Annotated in this window: 14 protein-coding genes; 5 read left to right on the plus strand and 9 right to left on the minus strand. The window is 72.5% G+C overall.

Features of this window, described 5'->3' with window-relative positions; translation table 11 throughout:
- Nucleotides 1-19 precede the first annotated feature (19 nt).
- Nucleotides 20-394 (plus strand): hypothetical protein, encoded by a 375-nt coding sequence (locus tag AB0K12_RS34945; RefSeq protein ID WP_364571034.1) that lies wholly within the window; start codon nt 20-22, stop codon nt 392-394.
- A gap of 625 nt (nt 395-1,019) precedes the next feature.
- Here the strand turns inward: AB0K12_RS34945 and cobA are convergent.
- The 5 genes from cobA to AB0K12_RS34970 form a co-directional block, all read right to left on the minus strand.
- Nucleotides 1,020-2,252: a uroporphyrinogen-III C-methyltransferase gene (gene cobA, locus AB0K12_RS34950; protein WP_355420020.1), complete on the minus strand. Its 1,233-nt coding sequence runs from the start codon at nt 2,250-2,252 to the stop codon at nt 1,020-1,022.
- A gap of 282 nt (nt 2,253-2,534) precedes the next feature.
- Nucleotides 2,535-3,605, minus strand: a complete 1,071-nt coding sequence (gene cobT / locus AB0K12_RS34955) for a nicotinate-nucleotide--dimethylbenzimidazole phosphoribosyltransferase (protein ID WP_364571037.1) — start codon at nt 3,603-3,605, stop codon at nt 2,535-2,537.
- A gap of 12 nt (nt 3,606-3,617) precedes the next feature.
- On the minus strand, nt 3,618-4,463 hold the full coding sequence (locus AB0K12_RS34960; RefSeq protein ID WP_364571039.1) for a sirohydrochlorin chelatase: 846 nt from the start codon (nt 4,461-4,463) through the stop codon (nt 3,618-3,620).
- A gap of 68 nt (nt 4,464-4,531) precedes the next feature.
- Nucleotides 4,532-5,710: an SAM-dependent methyltransferase gene (locus tag AB0K12_RS34965; RefSeq protein ID WP_364571280.1), complete on the minus strand. Its 1,179-nt coding sequence runs from the start codon at nt 5,708-5,710 to the stop codon at nt 4,532-4,534.
- A gap of 79 nt (nt 5,711-5,789) precedes the next feature.
- The gene (locus tag AB0K12_RS34970; protein ID WP_364571041.1) at nt 5,790-6,869 is read right to left on the minus strand and encodes a GNAT family N-acetyltransferase; all 1,080 of its coding nucleotides are present in this window, start codon (nt 6,867-6,869) and stop codon (nt 5,790-5,792) included.
- A 77-nt stretch (nt 6,870-6,946) separates the two neighbouring features.
- On the opposite strand from AB0K12_RS34970, the gene AB0K12_RS34975 reads away from it, so the two are divergent.
- Both AB0K12_RS34975 and AB0K12_RS34980 read left to right on the plus strand, forming a co-directional pair.
- Nucleotides 6,947-7,351, plus strand: coding sequence for a DUF2795 domain-containing protein (locus AB0K12_RS34975; RefSeq protein WP_364571043.1), 405 nt, complete (start codon nt 6,947-6,949; stop codon nt 7,349-7,351).
- 3 nt (nt 7,352-7,354) lie between these two features.
- A complete protein-coding gene (locus tag AB0K12_RS34980) occupies nt 7,355-8,368 on the plus strand; it encodes a Vms1/Ankzf1 family peptidyl-tRNA hydrolase (RefSeq protein WP_364571045.1) in 1,014 nt (337 codons plus the stop codon).
- A 91-nt stretch (nt 8,369-8,459) separates the two neighbouring features.
- On the opposite strand, the gene AB0K12_RS34985 is transcribed toward AB0K12_RS34980, so the two are convergent.
- From AB0K12_RS34985 to AB0K12_RS34995, 3 genes are read right to left on the minus strand one after another with little or no spacing between them, the layout of a single operon-like run.
- Nucleotides 8,460-9,023 (minus strand): LUD domain-containing protein, encoded by a 564-nt coding sequence (locus AB0K12_RS34985; RefSeq protein ID WP_364571047.1) that lies wholly within the window; start codon nt 9,021-9,023, stop codon nt 8,460-8,462.
- A complete protein-coding gene (locus AB0K12_RS34990; protein ID WP_364571049.1) occupies nt 9,020-10,429 on the minus strand; it encodes a lactate utilization protein B in 1,410 nt (469 codons plus the stop codon). Before AB0K12_RS34990 ends, AB0K12_RS34985 begins: the two co-directional genes overlap by 4 nt.
- The gene (locus AB0K12_RS34995; RefSeq protein WP_364571051.1) at nt 10,426-11,157 is read right to left on the minus strand and encodes a (Fe-S)-binding protein; all 732 of its coding nucleotides are present in this window, start codon (nt 11,155-11,157) and stop codon (nt 10,426-10,428) included. The genes AB0K12_RS34990 and AB0K12_RS34995 overlap by 4 nt, the downstream gene beginning before the upstream one ends.
- Before the next feature lie 81 nt (nt 11,158-11,238).
- On the opposite strand from AB0K12_RS34995, the gene AB0K12_RS35000 reads away from it, so the two are divergent.
- Entirely contained in the window at nt 11,239-11,949 is a 711-nt protein-coding gene (locus AB0K12_RS35000) for an FCD domain-containing protein (protein WP_364571053.1), read from the plus strand.
- 20 nt (nt 11,950-11,969) lie between these two features.
- On the opposite strand, the gene AB0K12_RS35005 is transcribed toward AB0K12_RS35000, so the two are convergent.
- Nucleotides 11,970-13,397 carry a sulfatase gene (locus AB0K12_RS35005; protein WP_364571055.1) on the minus strand — a complete coding sequence of 476 codons (1,428 nt, stop codon included), beginning with the start codon at nt 13,395-13,397 and terminating at the stop codon, nt 11,970-11,972.
- A gap of 86 nt (nt 13,398-13,483) precedes the next feature.
- Between AB0K12_RS35005 and AB0K12_RS35010 the strand changes: the two genes are divergently transcribed.
- On the plus strand, nt 13,484-14,485 hold the full coding sequence (locus tag AB0K12_RS35010) for an LLM class F420-dependent oxidoreductase (RefSeq protein ID WP_364571057.1): 1,002 nt from the start codon (nt 13,484-13,486) through the stop codon (nt 14,483-14,485).
- Nucleotides 14,486-14,488: the final 3 nt, after the last annotated feature.

Raw genomic sequence — 14,488 nt, forward strand, 5'->3', positions numbered from 1 at the left:
CGGGTACGAAGGCCCGTCGGTGGACGCGAAGGACGGCCTGTCACCGGGCGCGGGCTCCCGGAGGACGGCCGGCTTCTCGAACATCGAGGTGCGCCCGGAAGGCGGCTCGGGCTGCTGCTCGACCTTGCGCGCCGGACGGAACGCCCACGAGGTCCCGTCATCGGCCGCCGAGCCCGCGGCAGGAGACGATCGGCCAGGCGCCGGGAACTCACCGGAGGGGCTGTCGGTGGCAGGAGGGTTCTGCAACACGGCCGGCTTCTCGAACAGTGAAGGTCTGGGGGACGAAGGCTTCTCGAAGAGCGAAGGCCGACGCCCGCCCTGCTCCTCGGGCGCGGAGGCATCGGCATCCGCCCGCTCATCGGAGGCTGTGCTGACGGTGCTCGCCTCGGCCTGACCCTGGGCAGCAGTTTCAGAGTCGCCGGGAGCGGCCGCTTGAGCCTCGGCAGTTTGGGCCGGCTCGGAATCAGCGGCTCCGGTCGGGCCGGTCTCGCTGTCTTCGGCTGTCTCGACGTCGCCGCCGGCGGCCGCTTCGGGCTCGCTGGGTCCGGGCGCGTCGGCCTCGTCAGGCGTGACCGCCTCTGTGGCGTCGGATGGAGCGTCGGCCTCGTCTCCTTCGATGGCGGCGGGCTCGCCGGACCCCGATGCTTCGGGTTCGACGGTCGCTTCGCGCTCGGCTGCATCGTCGCTCTGGGCGGGCTGAGTGGCCTCGCTCTGGCTTTCGCGTGGGCCCTTCTCGGGCGCGGAGGCCGTGGTGTCCCCGGGCGCGGAGGCCGAGGGGCGTTCCGGGGTGGAGGTCGTGGCGTCCTCGGGGGTGACCGGGAGGGCTTCGGTCAGGGGGGTCGCCTCCTGCAGGAGGTTGCGGGGCTCGGACTTCTTAGGGCGGCGGGGGTGGTCGTCAGCGGATGTCGGGTCCCCCGTGCCCTCTTCGGATGCCTCCGGGAGGGCGTCGTCGGTTATCGGGCGGAAGCTCATCGTCTGCTCCCCGGGCGGCTCCGGCCGCCCGTCATCCATGGCCGTGTTCACGGCAAGCGCTCCGCTCGAACCATCTCGACCTCCTGGCCGACCCTCACGACGTCGCCGACGATGACGATCGCCGGCGGCCGGATCCCAGCCGCGGACACGCGGTCGGCCACGGTGGAAAGCGAAGCGGTGACCGCCCGCTGGGTCGGAAGGGTACCGTCCTGCACCACCATTACGGGAGTCTCTGGAGAACGTCCGTCACGGATGAGCGCTTCTGCGACTTTTGGCAGGCGTTCGACGGCCATCAGCAGCACCAGAGTGCCGTGGGAACGCGCCAGGGCGGGCCAGTCGACGGTGGAGGCGGGGTCGTCGGGGGCCACGTGCACGGAGATCACGTGGAACTCCTGGCTCACCCCGCGATGGGTGACGGGCACGCCGGCCGCGGCGGGCACGGCGACGGCGCTGGTGAGGCCGGGCACGATGAGCACCGGGATGCCCGCCTCGGCGCAGGCGATGAGCTCTTCGCCGCCCCGCCCGAACACGAACGAGTCGCCGCCCTTGAGCCTGACCACGAACTTGCCCTGCCTGGCCCGGTCGATGAGCAGCTCGTTGATGGTCTCCTGGGGCAGCGAACGGCCGTAGGGGACCTTGGCGGCGTCGATGAGCTCGACGTCGGGGGCCAGCTCGTCGAGCAGGGCGCGCGGCGCGAGGCGGTCGGCGACCACGACGTCGGCCTGGGCGAGCAGCTGGCGCCCGCGCACGGTGATGAGGCCGGGATCGCCGGGGCCGCCGCCGACGAGGGCGACACCGACGGGTTTGGTGCGGTTGCGCCGGGCGTCGACGGTGCCGTCGCGCAGCGCGCCGACGATGGCGTCGCGGATGCCCGCGGCCCTGCGCGGGTCGCCGCCGGCGGTGACGGCCACGCCGATCTCGTCGACCCGCCCGGTGGCAGGGGTCCAGGCGGCGGAGGCGTCTTTGTCGTCGGCGCGCACGCACCACACGCGCTTGGCCTCCGCCTCGGCGGCGACCGCCGTGTTGACCGACCTGTCGTCGGAGCACGCCTGTACGAGCCAGGCCCCGTCGCAGTCGCCGACCTCGTAGGGCCGGGCGTGCCACGTGACCCTTCCCGCGGCGATCAGGTCGTCGAGCGCCGGTGTGACGGACGGCGAGACGACCGTGACCTCCGCACCGGCCTCTAGCAGCGCGGGCACCCGGCGCTGGGCGACGCGGCCGCCGCCCACGACGAGCACCCGGCGGCCGGAAAGCCGCAGGCCGAGGAGGTAGGGACCCATGGGGGGAATCTCCCGTTCGCGAAGGTTGTGTTAAGAGGTAAACCTACCGGCTTCGCTTGTGTCATTTGCTGCGCACACGTTAACGAGCGTGGAAAGCGACCGCGCGAGGCCCGCCCTCATCGTCACCACGGCGTCCGGCCATCGCTGTCAGGCCCCAAGGATAACCCGATCCCGCAGGCCATCGCCCTTGCCGAGAGCCGTTGCGGGCATTCGGGCAGGCGTGGCCCGGTGACGGCCGAGCGCCGCCAGGAAACCTGAGCGCCCTGGTCGCCGTACGGAACGTCACACGGGCTTCTCGGTCACCCCGGCCGAGTCGAACGTGGCCACCTCGTGCAGCACCCGCACCGCCGCGCACACCGTCGGATGCGCCAGCAGGCCGCCCGTGCCCTCGCCGAGCCGCAGCTCCAGGTCCATGATCGGGCGCAGCCCGAGGTGGTCGAGCGCGGCGCCGTGGCCGGGCTCGGCGGAGCGGTGACCGGCCACGCAGTGGTCGGTCACCGCGGGGTCGAGCGCCGCGGCGACCAGCGCGGCGGCCCCGGAGATGACGCCGTCGAGTATCACCGGCACGCGGGCGGCGGCCCCGGCGAGGATGAACCCCGCGATGGCCGCGTGCTCGAACCCGCCCACGGCCGCGAGCGCCCGCAGCGCCTCGCTGGGCGAGGAGGCGACGTCGGCCAGGGCGTGGGAGCGCATGGCCTGGCGGACGATGCCGACCTTCAGCTCGTACGTCTCGTCGTCGATGCCGGTGCCCCGCCCGGTCACCTCGGCCGGGTCCCTGCCGGTGAAGGCGGAGACGAGGGCGGCCGAGGCGGTGGTGTTGGCGATGCCCATGTCGCCGGTGATGAGGCAGCGCGCGCCGGAGTCCACGAGGTCCCTGGCGGTCTGGATGCCCGCCTCCAGACCCCGGACGGCCTGGTCGACGGTCATGGCGGGGCCGGCGGACAGGTCGGCGGTGCCGTACGCGACCTTGCGCTTGATGAGCCCCGGCGCGTCGGGCAGGTCGGCGGCGACGCCGACGTCCACCACGGTCACGGACGCGCCCGCCTGCGCCGCGAAGGCGTTGGCGACCGCGCCGCCGGCGAGGAAGTTGGCGACCATCTGCACGGTCACCTCCTGCGGCCACGGGCTGACGCCGCGCGCGTGCACGCCGTGGTCGGCGGCGAAGATGGCCAGGGCGGCCGGCTCGGGCATGGGCGGCGGGCTGACGCCGGCCGCGCCCGCGAGACGGATCGAGACCTCCTCCAGCGCGCCGAGCGAGCCGCGGGGCTTGGTGAGGCGGTCCTGGTGGGCGCGGGCGTCGGCGAGCGCCCCAGGGTCGGCGGGGCGGATCGCGGCGAGCGTCTCGGCGAGCACGAAAACCTCCACTTACGGGACGAGTTGGAGCGCTTCTTCGTAGCGGTCGATGACGACGTCGGCGAGGGTCTCGCAGTCGCCGATCACCTCGGCGCAGCGGATGTCGAGATCGGGGTGCCCGGCGCCGTACGCCAGCGCCTGCGCCCACACGCGCTCCAGCAGCCCGCCCGCGAACAGCAGGTACGGCACCACGATGACGCGCTTGGCGCCGAGCCGGCGGCAGCGTTCGAGCCCGCCGGGCACGCCGGGCGGCGTGACGGAGACGAAGGCGGTCTCGACGGTCATGAAGTCGTAGGCGTGGGTCTCCCAGAACAGCCGGGAGACGCGGTGGACCTCCGCGTTGGCGGTGGCGTCGGTGGAGCCTTCGCCGACCAGGACGACGGCGGTCTCGCCCGGCTCGACGTGGGCGTGGAGGTCTTCGGACGGCGAGGCGTCGACCGCGCGCAGCCGGGGCCTGGCACCGGCGAGCTCCAGCGCGCGCGGACGGGAGATCTCGGTGGCGGCCTCGTTGAGCCGCTCGGCCAGCAGCGCGAGCACGCGCGGGTCGGGGCCGAGGGGGCGGCCGTAGTCGTACATGAGTGTGGGGTGGCGCTGCTGCTCCAGCGCCATCGCGGCCGGGAACTCCTCGCCCACCCTGCTGAGGCTCAGCGGCAGCGCGACCAGCCGGTGGTGCCCCCGCGCGACGAGGGAGGCGACCGAGTCGCTCAGCCGGGGCGTGGCCCGCTCGAGATAGCCGCCCGAGACGTCGGCGCCCGTCTGGTCGAGGCGGCAGCGCAGGCGGTGTACGAACCTGCCGAACTCGGCGGCGTAGGCGTCGTCCTGTGAGCCCTGCCCGATCAGCAGGAGCGGCGGCTTCATTGAGGGAATCTCCGGTGCGGTAGACAAAGTCACGCGAGGATAACCGATGCGCGCCGGTAGGGAACAGGTCACCCTGTGTGCGCGGGCCTGGCGTGCACCACGAAGACGGGGTCGGCGGCGGTCAGGCGGTGTGCGCCGTCGGGGTCGACGCTCAGCCTGGAGGCCAGGATCTGCGTGCCCTCGCCGCGGTAGCCCTGCTCGCGCAGCCGGTCGAGCACGGCGGCCACCTGCTCGACCTTGCGCAGCGCGCAGACCAGCGCGCGTGGCCGCCGCGCGGCGCAGGCGTCGATCACGTCGAGCCCGCCGCCGCCCACGTAGACGGCGTCGGGGTCGGGCAGCGGCTCCAGCGCGGGCGGCGCCTGTCCCCTGGTCAGCGCCACTTTCACCCCGTGTTCGAGTACGTTGGCGCGCAGCGCGGCGCAGCGGGCCTCGTCGCGTTCGACGGCCACGACGGCCGCGCCGAGCCTGGCGCACTCGACGGCGATCTGGCCGACGCCGGCGCCGACGTCCCAGACCAGGTCGCCGAGCCGCGGCCCCAGCTTGGCCAGCACGTACGCCCGCACCTCGGGCGGGATCCCGTCGTCGCCGAACGCCAGCGCCCACTCCTCCGGCCCCGGCTGCGCACCCGCCACCCAGCCCCGCTCGCCCGGCCGGTGCAGCGGATCGACGACGAGCACCACGTCGGGGTCCTTCCACGGCCGGGTGGTGGCCTCGCCCATGCGGCTGTGGGTGACGCGCTCGTCGGGGCCGCCGAGGTCCTCGCAGACGATGAGCGCGCGCGGTGTGGTGGGCGCCAGCTCCCTGGCGATCTCGGCGGGGCCCACGCCGGGCGCGACGAGCAGCGCGACCTTGGGGTGGGCGCGGCAGGCGTTGACCACCCTGGCCAGCTGCGCGGGCCCGGACGGCGCCACGACCAGGGCGTCGTCCCAGTGCAGCCCGGCGCGGGCGAAGGCCGTGCCGACGAGCGACGTGGCGGGCAGGACGTCCGGCTTGAGCCCGTGTGCCCGCAGCTCGCGGACGACGCCGAAGAAGCCGGGGTCGCCCTGGGCGAGCACGACCGCGGGGCCCTCGCCGTGTTCGAGATGGTCGTCGATGGTCTCCAGCAGCGACGTGTCCCGCGCGGTCGCCGCGTTCAGCTTGAGCTGCCCGATGATCGCGTCGGGGCCCACGACGAGCCCCGCCTCCTGCAGTTTGGTCACCGCCCTGGCCGACAGCTCGGAACCGTCCCAGCCGACCACCGTGATCATGCGCCTCACCGTCCTCACCTCAAGGGTGACGGCTGCGGAGGGGTTTCACAAAGGGTGACGGGGTCAGTCCGCCGTGCCCTCAGGCCAGATCCGACGGGATGAGGCTGTAGACGACCAGGTCCTCGCCCGCCAGCGACGACCGCGCGACGCCCTCGCGGACGAAGCCGGCCTTCTCGGCGACCCGCTGGGAGGCGGTGTTGGCGGTGGCGGCGCGCAGCTGGAGCCGGGCGAAGCCGTGCCGCTCGAACAGCCAGCGGGCGACGGCCAGCACGGCTTCCGCCGCGTAGCCGTTGCCCCTGGCCCAGGGCGCGGTCATGTAGCCGACCTCGGCGGTCCTGTTGTGCCAGTCGAGGTCGCGCAGGTCGAGGTTGACCGCGTACCTGCCGGTCGCGAGCTCCTCGGCGGTCCAGGCGACGCCGATGCCGCGGATGCGCTGGCGCTCGGTGTGGGCGATGTAGGCGCGCGCGTGCTCCTCGGTGTAGCCGCGCGGCACGCCCGTGTGCTCCTGGGTGAGCGGGTCGGCGCCGGTGGCCGCCAGGTACGGCGCGTCGCGCGGCTCCTGGGGGCGCAGCCGGAGCCGCTCGGTGAGCAGGTCCGCGTTCGGCAGCGTGGCGCCGGGGGCCGGGCTGTCGGTGCGCAGCAGGCCGAAGACGACGAGGTCGTGGGCGCCGTCGTCGTCCAGCACGGCTTCGCGGATGACGCCCTCCCAGGTGAAGCCCGCTTTGCGGGCGACGCTGAGCGAGGCGTGGTTGTCCAGGTTCGCGGTCAGGTCGATGCGGCGCAGCCCGACGGTCTCGAACGCCCACTTCGCCAGCCCGCGCACCGCCTCGGTGGCGAAGCCGCGACCCCGGTAGAGGGGGTGCACGCCGTAGCCGACCTCGGTCGTCCCCGTGCTCCATGAGGTCTTGAACAGGCTGATCGCGCCCACGATGAGGCCCTCGCCGTCGGTCATCGCGAGGTGGATGCCCTGACCGCTGCGGCGCAGCTCGTGCACGCCCTGCCGCAGCCACTGCTCGACGCCGCCGGCCTTGGCGGGCGCGCCGGGCGGCAGGAACCGTACGCCGGACTTGACGATCGAGCGGATCCTGGGCGCGTCCTCAGGGCCGAACGCCCGCAGCGTCAGCCGGGCCGTGGCGATGCGCACATCGGGGTCGAACACGCTGGGCAGGGTACACAGCCGCGATGTTTGCCCACGAAAGCGGGGGTAGGGGCGCATCAGAGAGGAGTGAGAGAAGCATGGAACGTGGGAGCGACAAGCACGGACCCCGCCTGGACGAGGAGCAGAAGCACGAGACCGAGGGCATGATGCGCGGCGGCGGCACGACGCACGCCGAGGAGTGGAAGGAGCCCGAGGCCATGCCGTCCGCCGGAGAGGAGTCGTCGTCGTACCCGCCCGGTCACGCGCCCGGCGTCTCGGAGGGCATGACGCAGCGTGACGTGGACGTCCGCAGCGACCTGGCGAAGTGGCTGAGCGACACCCATTGGCCGGCCTCGAAGGAGGAGCTGCTGGCCAGGGCCCGCCGTGAAGGCGCTCCCGATCCCGTGATCGACATGGTGGAGTCGCTGCCCGATCGCGACTACACGAACATGTCCGACGTCGCCAAGGCCCTCGGTCTCGGCGTGGAGCAGCGGAGGTTCTGAACCGTGCGGCTCGACTTCATCCGCCCCCTGTACGACCGGCGCGGACCGTACGCGTCGGTCTACATGGGAGCGCTCACCGTCCCGGAGCGCAAGGCCCACTGGCGCAGCGTCCGCGACCGGCTCGACCACCAGGTGGACGACGCCACCATCGAGGCGCTCGAAGAGGAGGCGCTGCAGGCCGCCGCCGGGCGGGCGCTGTTCGCGACGGACGGCACGGTGGTGCTGGCGGAGTCGCTGGCGCAGCCGCCCGACGAGCTGGCCACCTGCTCGCCGCTGCCGCACGTCACGCCGATGCTGATGCGGCGCGGCGAGAACGTGCCGCACATCCGGGTCATCGTGGACCACGCGGGGGCGGAGGTGACCGTGTACGGCGGCGGCGCGCCGCGCCGGACGACGGTGGAGGCCGAGTCCTGGCCTTTGCAGAAGACGTCGCAGGGCGGCTGGTCGCAGCGCCGCTACGAGCAGACCGTCGAGGACACCTGGGAGAAGAACGCGGTCGCGGTCGCGCACGAGGTCGATGAGCAGGTCCGCAGGATCGGCGCGGAGCTGGTCCTGGTGGCCGGACAGCCGAAGTCGCGCTCGTACCTGCTGCGCCACCTCGGCACCCAGTCGGCCGACCGTGTCACGATCGTCGAGCACGGGAGCCGCGACGACCACGGGCAGTTCGAGCGGGACGTGGAGCGCGCGCTCGACGAGTGGCTCGCCCGCCGCTGCGCCGAGCTGCTCGAACGTCACCAGGAATCGGCCGCGCCCGCCGGGCCCGCGCGCGTCTCGCAGGCGCTGCGCGAGGGCCGCGTGCACGCGGTGCTGATGCCCGGCGAGCTGTCCGCGCCCGTCTGGGTCGGCGAGGGCGGCACACAGGTGGGCACCGATCCCCACGAGCTGCGCCGCTGGGGGGTGGCCGAGCCGGTGCGTGAGCGCGCCGACTCCGCGCTGGTCAGGGCGGCCGCGATGACGGACGCCGAGGTGTGGTTCACCGACGACGTCAAGGACGTCGCCGCGGTCCTGCGCTACTGACCGAAACGCCGCCACGGCGCCTCGCCACAGGCCGGGACGCCGCGACGGCCCATCGCCACCGGCCAGGAGCGGCGGACCATCGACGAGGGCTTCAGGTGCTGATGACCACTTCGAGGGTGCGAGGGCCGTGGACGCCCTCGACCCGGTTCAGCTCGATGTCGCTGGTCGCCGACGGGCCGCTGATCCAGGTGAGGGGCCGCGACGGGTCGAGCCTGGCGATCGCCTCTGGCACGCCGGGGACGATCTGGTCGGCCCGCACCACGCACAGGTGGTAGTCGGGCACCAGTGTCTGCGCCCGCGTGCCCTGGCCGGGCCCGTGGTCGAGGACGATGGTGCCGGTCTCGGCGACGGCGACCGCGCAGCCGGTGATCACGCCGTCGGCGGTCCGCAGGTCGGGCCAGCCGCCCTCCCGGTCGAAGCCGTCGGGGACGATCATCTTGCGCTCGCCGAGGCACGCGTCGATGGTGGCCGATACCTCGGCCGCCGCCACGACGTGCACGATCGCGCGGTAGTCGTCGACCCGCTCGGCGAACAGGCGTACCAGCTCGGACGCGTCCACCTCCCGCCGCACGCGGTAGCCGCGCGGGATCTCGACATCGGGCGCACCCGCCACGGCCCTGCCGATCCTGGCCAGGATCTCCTCACGCGCGCTCATTCCGCCTCCTCGCTCGCGCCGCCGCCGGTCCGCTTCCACCAGTCCCTGAACGGCTCCTCGGGGATCTCCGGCACGTCCCTGGTGTCGGTCCACGCCGACAGCGGCCCCGGCAGCCGTCTCGGCACCACCTTGCGCAGCCGGGAGGCCGCGCGCTGCGCCTTGGCCAGGCGTTCGTGGTCGTCGAGCACCCAGCCGGCCACCTTCATGCCGGCCTTCTCGGCCGCCGCGTGCGGCGCCTTGGCGCGCAGGTCCACCAGGACCTCGGGGATGTCGATGGCGACGGGGCACACCTCGTAGCAGGCGCCGCACAGGCTGGAGGCGTACGGCAGCGAGGCGTCCAGCTCCGAGGTCATGCCTCTGAGCTGCGGGGTGAGGATCGCGCCGATCGGCCCCGGATAGACCGAGCCGTACGCGTGGCCGCCGGCCCGCTCGTACACGGGGCACACGTTCAGGCAGGCCGAGCAGCGGATGCAGCGCAGCGCCTGGCGGCCCACCTCGTCGGCGAGCACGTCGGTGCGGCCGTTGTCGAGCAGCACCAGGTGGAAGTCCTGGCCCTCGACGGCGCCGGTCCACATGCTCGTGTACGGGTTCATCCGCTCGCCGGTGGAGCTGCGCGGCAGAAGCTGGAGGAACACCTCCAGATCCCGCCAGGACGGCAGCAGCTTCTCGATCCCGACGACGCTGATGAGGGTCTCGGGCAGCGACAGGCACATGCGGCCGTTGCCCTCCGACTCCAGCACGACGAGGGTGCCGCTCTCGGCCACCATGAAGTTGGCGCCGGAGATCGCGACCTTGCTCCTGAGGAAGCGTTCGCGCAGGTGGAGCCGGGCCGCCTCGGTCAGCGCGGGCGGGTCGTCGGTGAGGCCGGCCGAGACGCCGGGCATCTTGTCGAGGAAGATCTCCCGGATCTCCGAGCGGTTGCGGTGAATCGCGGGGACCAGGATGTGGCTCGGGAAGTCGTCGCCGAGCTGCACGATCAGCTCGGCGAGGTCGGTCTCGTACGCGGTGATGCCGTGCTCGGCGAGCGCCTCGTTGAGCCCGATCTCCTGGGTGGCCATCGACTTGACCTTGACCACCTCGCGCTCGCCGGTGGCCCTGACCAGCTCGGTGACGATGCGGTTGGCCTCGGCGGCGTCCCTCGCCCAGTGGACGGTGCCGCCCGCCGTGGTGACCGCGGCCTCCAGCTGGAGCAGGTAGCGGTCGAGGTTGCGCAGCGTGTGGTCCTTGATGGCCTTGCCGGCGGCGCGCAGCTCCTGCCAGTCGGGCAGCTCGCCGACGACGGAGGCGCGCTTGCCGCGAATGGTGTGGGTGGCTTTGCGGAGGTTGAAGCGCAGCTGCGAGTTTTGGACAGCCTTCTCCGAGTTTTCCGGGAAACTTCCTGGCATCCCAAGGAATGTCGCGCTCATTGGGCCTCCTCCGTGGACGCGAGGATCTCGGCCAGATGCATGGTCCTGACGCCCGCCCGCTGCCGGCCCAGCGTGCCGCCGATGTGCATGAGGCAGGAGTTGTCGGCCGCGCACAGCACCTCGGCGCCGGTGCCCAGGATGTTGCGGGTCTTGTCGGCGCCCATCGCGGCGGAGATCGCCGGGTTCTTCACGGCGAACGTGCCGCCGAAGCCGCAGCACTCCTCGGCGCCGGGCAGCGGGACGAGTTCGAGGCCGCGCACGTTCCGCAGCAGCCGCAGGGGACGGTCGCCCAGGCGGAGGCCGCGCAGCGAGTGGCACGTCGGGTGATATGTCACCCGGTGCGGGAAATATGCGCCGACGTCGTCAACCTTCAGGACGTCGATCAGGAACTCCGACAGCTCGTACACCTTGGGCGCGACCTCCGCGATCGCCGCCGCGCCCCGGCTGCCCGGCTTGGCCAGCTTCGGATACTGCTCGCGCACCATGGCCGCGCACGATCCCGACGGCGCCACCACGGCGTCGTACCCGGCGAAGACCTCCGTGAAGTGCCGCGCCAGCCGTACGCCCTCCGTCCGATAGCCGGTGTTGACGTGCATCTGCCCGCAGCAGGTCTGGGCGACGGGAAAGTCCACCTCGCAGCCGAGCCTGCGCAGGAGCGACACGACCGCCTTGCCGGTGCCGGGGAAGAGCGTGTCGTTCACGCACGTAATGAACAGGGCGACTCGCACGACTCTCCTTCCAAAGGTATGGTCCGACCACAATATGGTCAGACCATACTCGAAGCCATCATGTCCGGCCAGGGAGGGCTGTTGGACGGAACCGGCTGGCGTCCCGTCAAGCGGACGCGGACGTTCGAGGACGTACTCGCTCAGATCGAGCGGCGCATCGCCGAGGACGGCCTCACCGTGGGCGACCGGTTGCCCGCCGAGCGGCACCTCGCCGAGCAGCTCGGCGTCAGCCGCTCCTCCGTACGCGAGGCGATGCGCGTGCTGGAGACCCTCGGCGTGGTCTCGTCGCAGGCGGGACGGGGCCCCGACGCGGGCGCGGTGCTCACCTCGCGCCCCGACTCGGCGCTGAGCGACCTGCTGCGCCTCCACCTCGGGCTGACCGGCCTGGAGATGCGCGAGGTCATCGACACCCGGCACATGATCGAGCAGTGGGCCGCCACCCGCGCCGCCACCCGCGCCGCCACCGTGGGTGCCGCCACCACGGAGCTCGCGGCGGCGCTGGCCGGGATGGACGCGGCCGAGTCGCCCGAGGAGTTCGTGGAGCACGACACGGCCTTCCACTGCGCGATCGCGGACGCCTCCGGCAACCGGCTGGTCGCCGCCATCATGCGGTCGCTGCGCGACTCGATGCGCAAGTACTCGGTCGAGGCGGTGCGCCGGCTGGGCGACACCTCGGTGCTGCGCGCCGACCACGTACGCATCCTCGATGCCATCGACGGCGGCGACCCCGAGGAGGCGGCGAGAGCGGTCTCCGAGCATCTGGCGCACGCCTACCCCACGCTCTTCCGCTGACCCGCTCACTCCACCCGATCTCACTCCACCCGGTCGGCCTGCCGGCAGGTCGCCCCCGAGCACGCGGCCATCGCCGACAGCCGCTCGTCCAGCCGGGCCAGCAGCGACAGGTCGGCGGACATGGCGAGGTTGTCGAGCTGGTAGGGGTCGGCGTCGAGGTCGTAGAGCTGCCGCTCCCCCGTCTCGTACCGCACGTACGTGTACTGCTCGGTGCGCAGCGCCTGATAGGCGGGCACGGGCGTCTGGGCCGCCGACATGCGGTTGGCCGGGCGGACGAACTCCACGAGCACCTGTCCGCGCCACTCCGGCGGCGGCTGCCCGCGCAGCAGCGGCGCCAGCGAGCGCCCCTCGGCGAAGTCCGGCACGGTGGCGCCGCCCAGCTCGGCCACGGTCGGCGCGAGGTCGATCGTGGCGCTCATGTGCGCGATCGTCGAGCCGGGCGCGACGCCCGGACCCCTGACGACGAGCGGCACTCTGATCGCCTCGTCGAACGGGGTGGTCTTGCCGTGCTTGAGCCGGTGGGTGCCGAGGTGGAAGCCGTTGTCGGAGGTGAAGAAGACGTAGGTGTTGTCGAGCTTGCCCGACTCCTGCAGCGCCCGCAGCACCGAGCCGACCAGGTCGTCCACGCCGAGCATCGAGCGCAGCCTGGCGCGGTGCCGCTCGTCGACGGCGGCCTCCGCGCGCGGCGACAGCGGCGGCTGCATCTGCATCCACAGCGGCTCGGCGCTGATGTCGTCCTGGTCGTACGACGGCGTGCGGGGCGCGACCTCCATCGGGAAGGCCTCGGCGTGCCGGAAGGCGGGATTGGCCGGATTGTGCGGGCCCACCGGGTTCAGATAGAGGAAGAACGGCTGGTCGGAGGCCGTGATGAAGGAGCGGGCGTGACCGGCGAGCACGTCGGACAGGTAGTCCTGCTCGGCCCAGCCGTAGTCGCGCAGCGCGCCGTTCTCGTTGAGCCGGTAGCCGTACTCCTCGTAGAGGGCGCGTACGGGAACCCGCCAGTCGTTCCAGCCGGGCGGCACGTACGTCTCGGGCGCCGAGTTCCCCGGATAATGGTTGAGGAACTTGCCCATCAGCGCGGTGCGGTAGCCGGCCTGCTGCATCCAGGTGCCGAGCGTGGAGCGTTCCAGGCCCAGCTCGTGGAAGCGGTGGAAACCGCCCTCGGGAGCGGTGTTGGTGAGCACGCCGTGGCTATGGACGTGCTGGGAGCGCAGGATCGACGAGCGGGACGGGCAGCACCAGGAGTTGGTCACGAAGTGGCGGTCGAACGAGGCGCCCTGGGCCACGAGCTGCTGGGTGATGTTCGGGAAGTGGTGCAGCGTGCCGGTCTCGAGGTCGTCGGCCATGATGACGACGATGTTGGGCCGCGACTGGCTCTGCGCCACGGTGGGCTCGGCCGCCGGCAGCAGGAGCAGCAGGCAGACGAGTCGCGACAGAGCCTTGAGCACAGAGTGTGACTTCCCCGGAGGATCCGCCATTGACACGTTGGGCCGCCACGGCAGTAATAGAACTTAATTCCGGAGGTGGTCCTTAAATGAAGCTCGGCCTGAACCTCGGCTACTGGCAGCGCGGCGCCGACGACGCGACCGAATCGGTGCTGGCGGCCGAACGGCTCGGCTACGACTCGGTGTGGACCGCCGAGGCGTACGGCAGCGACGTGTTCACCCCCCTCGCCTGGTACGGCGCGCGTACCAGCCGCATCAAGCTCGGCACCTCGATCGCCCAGATCTCGGCCAGGCCACCGGTCACGACGGCGATGACCGCGATGACCCTCGACCACCTCACCGGCGGCCGGCTGCTGCTGGGCGTGGGCGCCTCGGGCCCGCAGGTGGTGGAGGGCTGGTACGGCCAGCCGTTCGCCAAGCCGCTGGCCAGGACCCGCGAGTACGTCGAGATCATGCGCAAGGTGTGGCGCCGCGAGGAGCCGGTGACCAGCGAAGGCCCGCACTACCCGCTGCCCCTGCCGGGCGGCCTCGGCAAGCCGCTCAAGCTCATCACGCACCCGCTCCGCCAGGACATCCCCGTCTATCTCGGCGCGGAAGGGCCCAGGAACGTGGCCCTGGCCGCGGAGGTGGCCCAGGGCTGGCTGCCGCTGTTCGCCTTCCCCGAGAAGATCGAGCAGATGTACGGCGACGCGCTCGCGGGCGCCCCCGCCGACTTCGACGTGGCCGCCATGGTGCTGGTGGTGATCTCCGACGACGTACGGGCCGCGCTCGACGGCGTCAAGACCATGCTGACCCTCTACATCGGCGGCATGGGCGCCAAGCAGCGCAACTTCCACGCCGACATCATCGGCCGCATGGGCTACGCCGAGGCCGCCGAGCACATCCAGTCGCTCTACCTGGCAGGACGCAGGGACGAGGCGTTCCGTGCGATCCCTGACGAGCTGGCCGACGGCATCTCGCTCGTCGGCCCGCCCGGCCGGATCAAGGAACGCCTCGAGCTGTGGCACCGCAGCCCGGTCACCAGCCTGCTGGTGATGGGGGTGCGGGACGAGCCCTCGCTGAAGCTCGTCCGCGACCTCGTGCTCGGGTAACCG

The organism is Nonomuraea sp. NPDC049419 (genome assembly GCF_040676995.1).
Classification (GTDB): domain Bacteria; phylum Actinomycetota; class Actinomycetes; order Streptosporangiales; family Streptosporangiaceae; genus Nonomuraea; species Nonomuraea salmonea.

Coding starts and splice junctions, on each gene's coding strand:
- cobA (WP_355420020.1), bottom strand. CDS start 2,252: ATGGGTCCCTACCTCCTCGGCCTGCGGCTTTCCGGCCGCCGGGTGCTC.
- AB0K12_RS34960 (WP_364571039.1), bottom strand. CDS start 4,463: ATGAAGCCGCCGCTCCTGCTGATCGGGCAGGGCTCACAGGACGACGCC.
- AB0K12_RS34965 (WP_364571280.1), bottom strand. CDS start 5,710: ATGATCACGGTGGTCGGCTGGGACGGTTCCGAGCTGTCGGCCAGGGCG.
- AB0K12_RS34975 (WP_364571043.1), top strand. CDS start 6,947: ATGGAACGTGGGAGCGACAAGCACGGACCCCGCCTGGACGAGGAGCAG.
- AB0K12_RS34985 (WP_364571047.1), bottom strand. CDS start 9,023: ATGAGCGCGCGTGAGGAGATCCTGGCCAGGATCGGCAGGGCCGTGGCG.
- AB0K12_RS34990 (WP_364571049.1), bottom strand. CDS start 10,429: ATGAGCGCGACATTCCTTGGGATGCCAGGAAGTTTCCCGGAAAACTCG.
- AB0K12_RS35010 (WP_364571057.1), top strand. CDS start 13,484: ATGAAGCTCGGCCTGAACCTCGGCTACTGGCAGCGCGGCGCCGACGAC.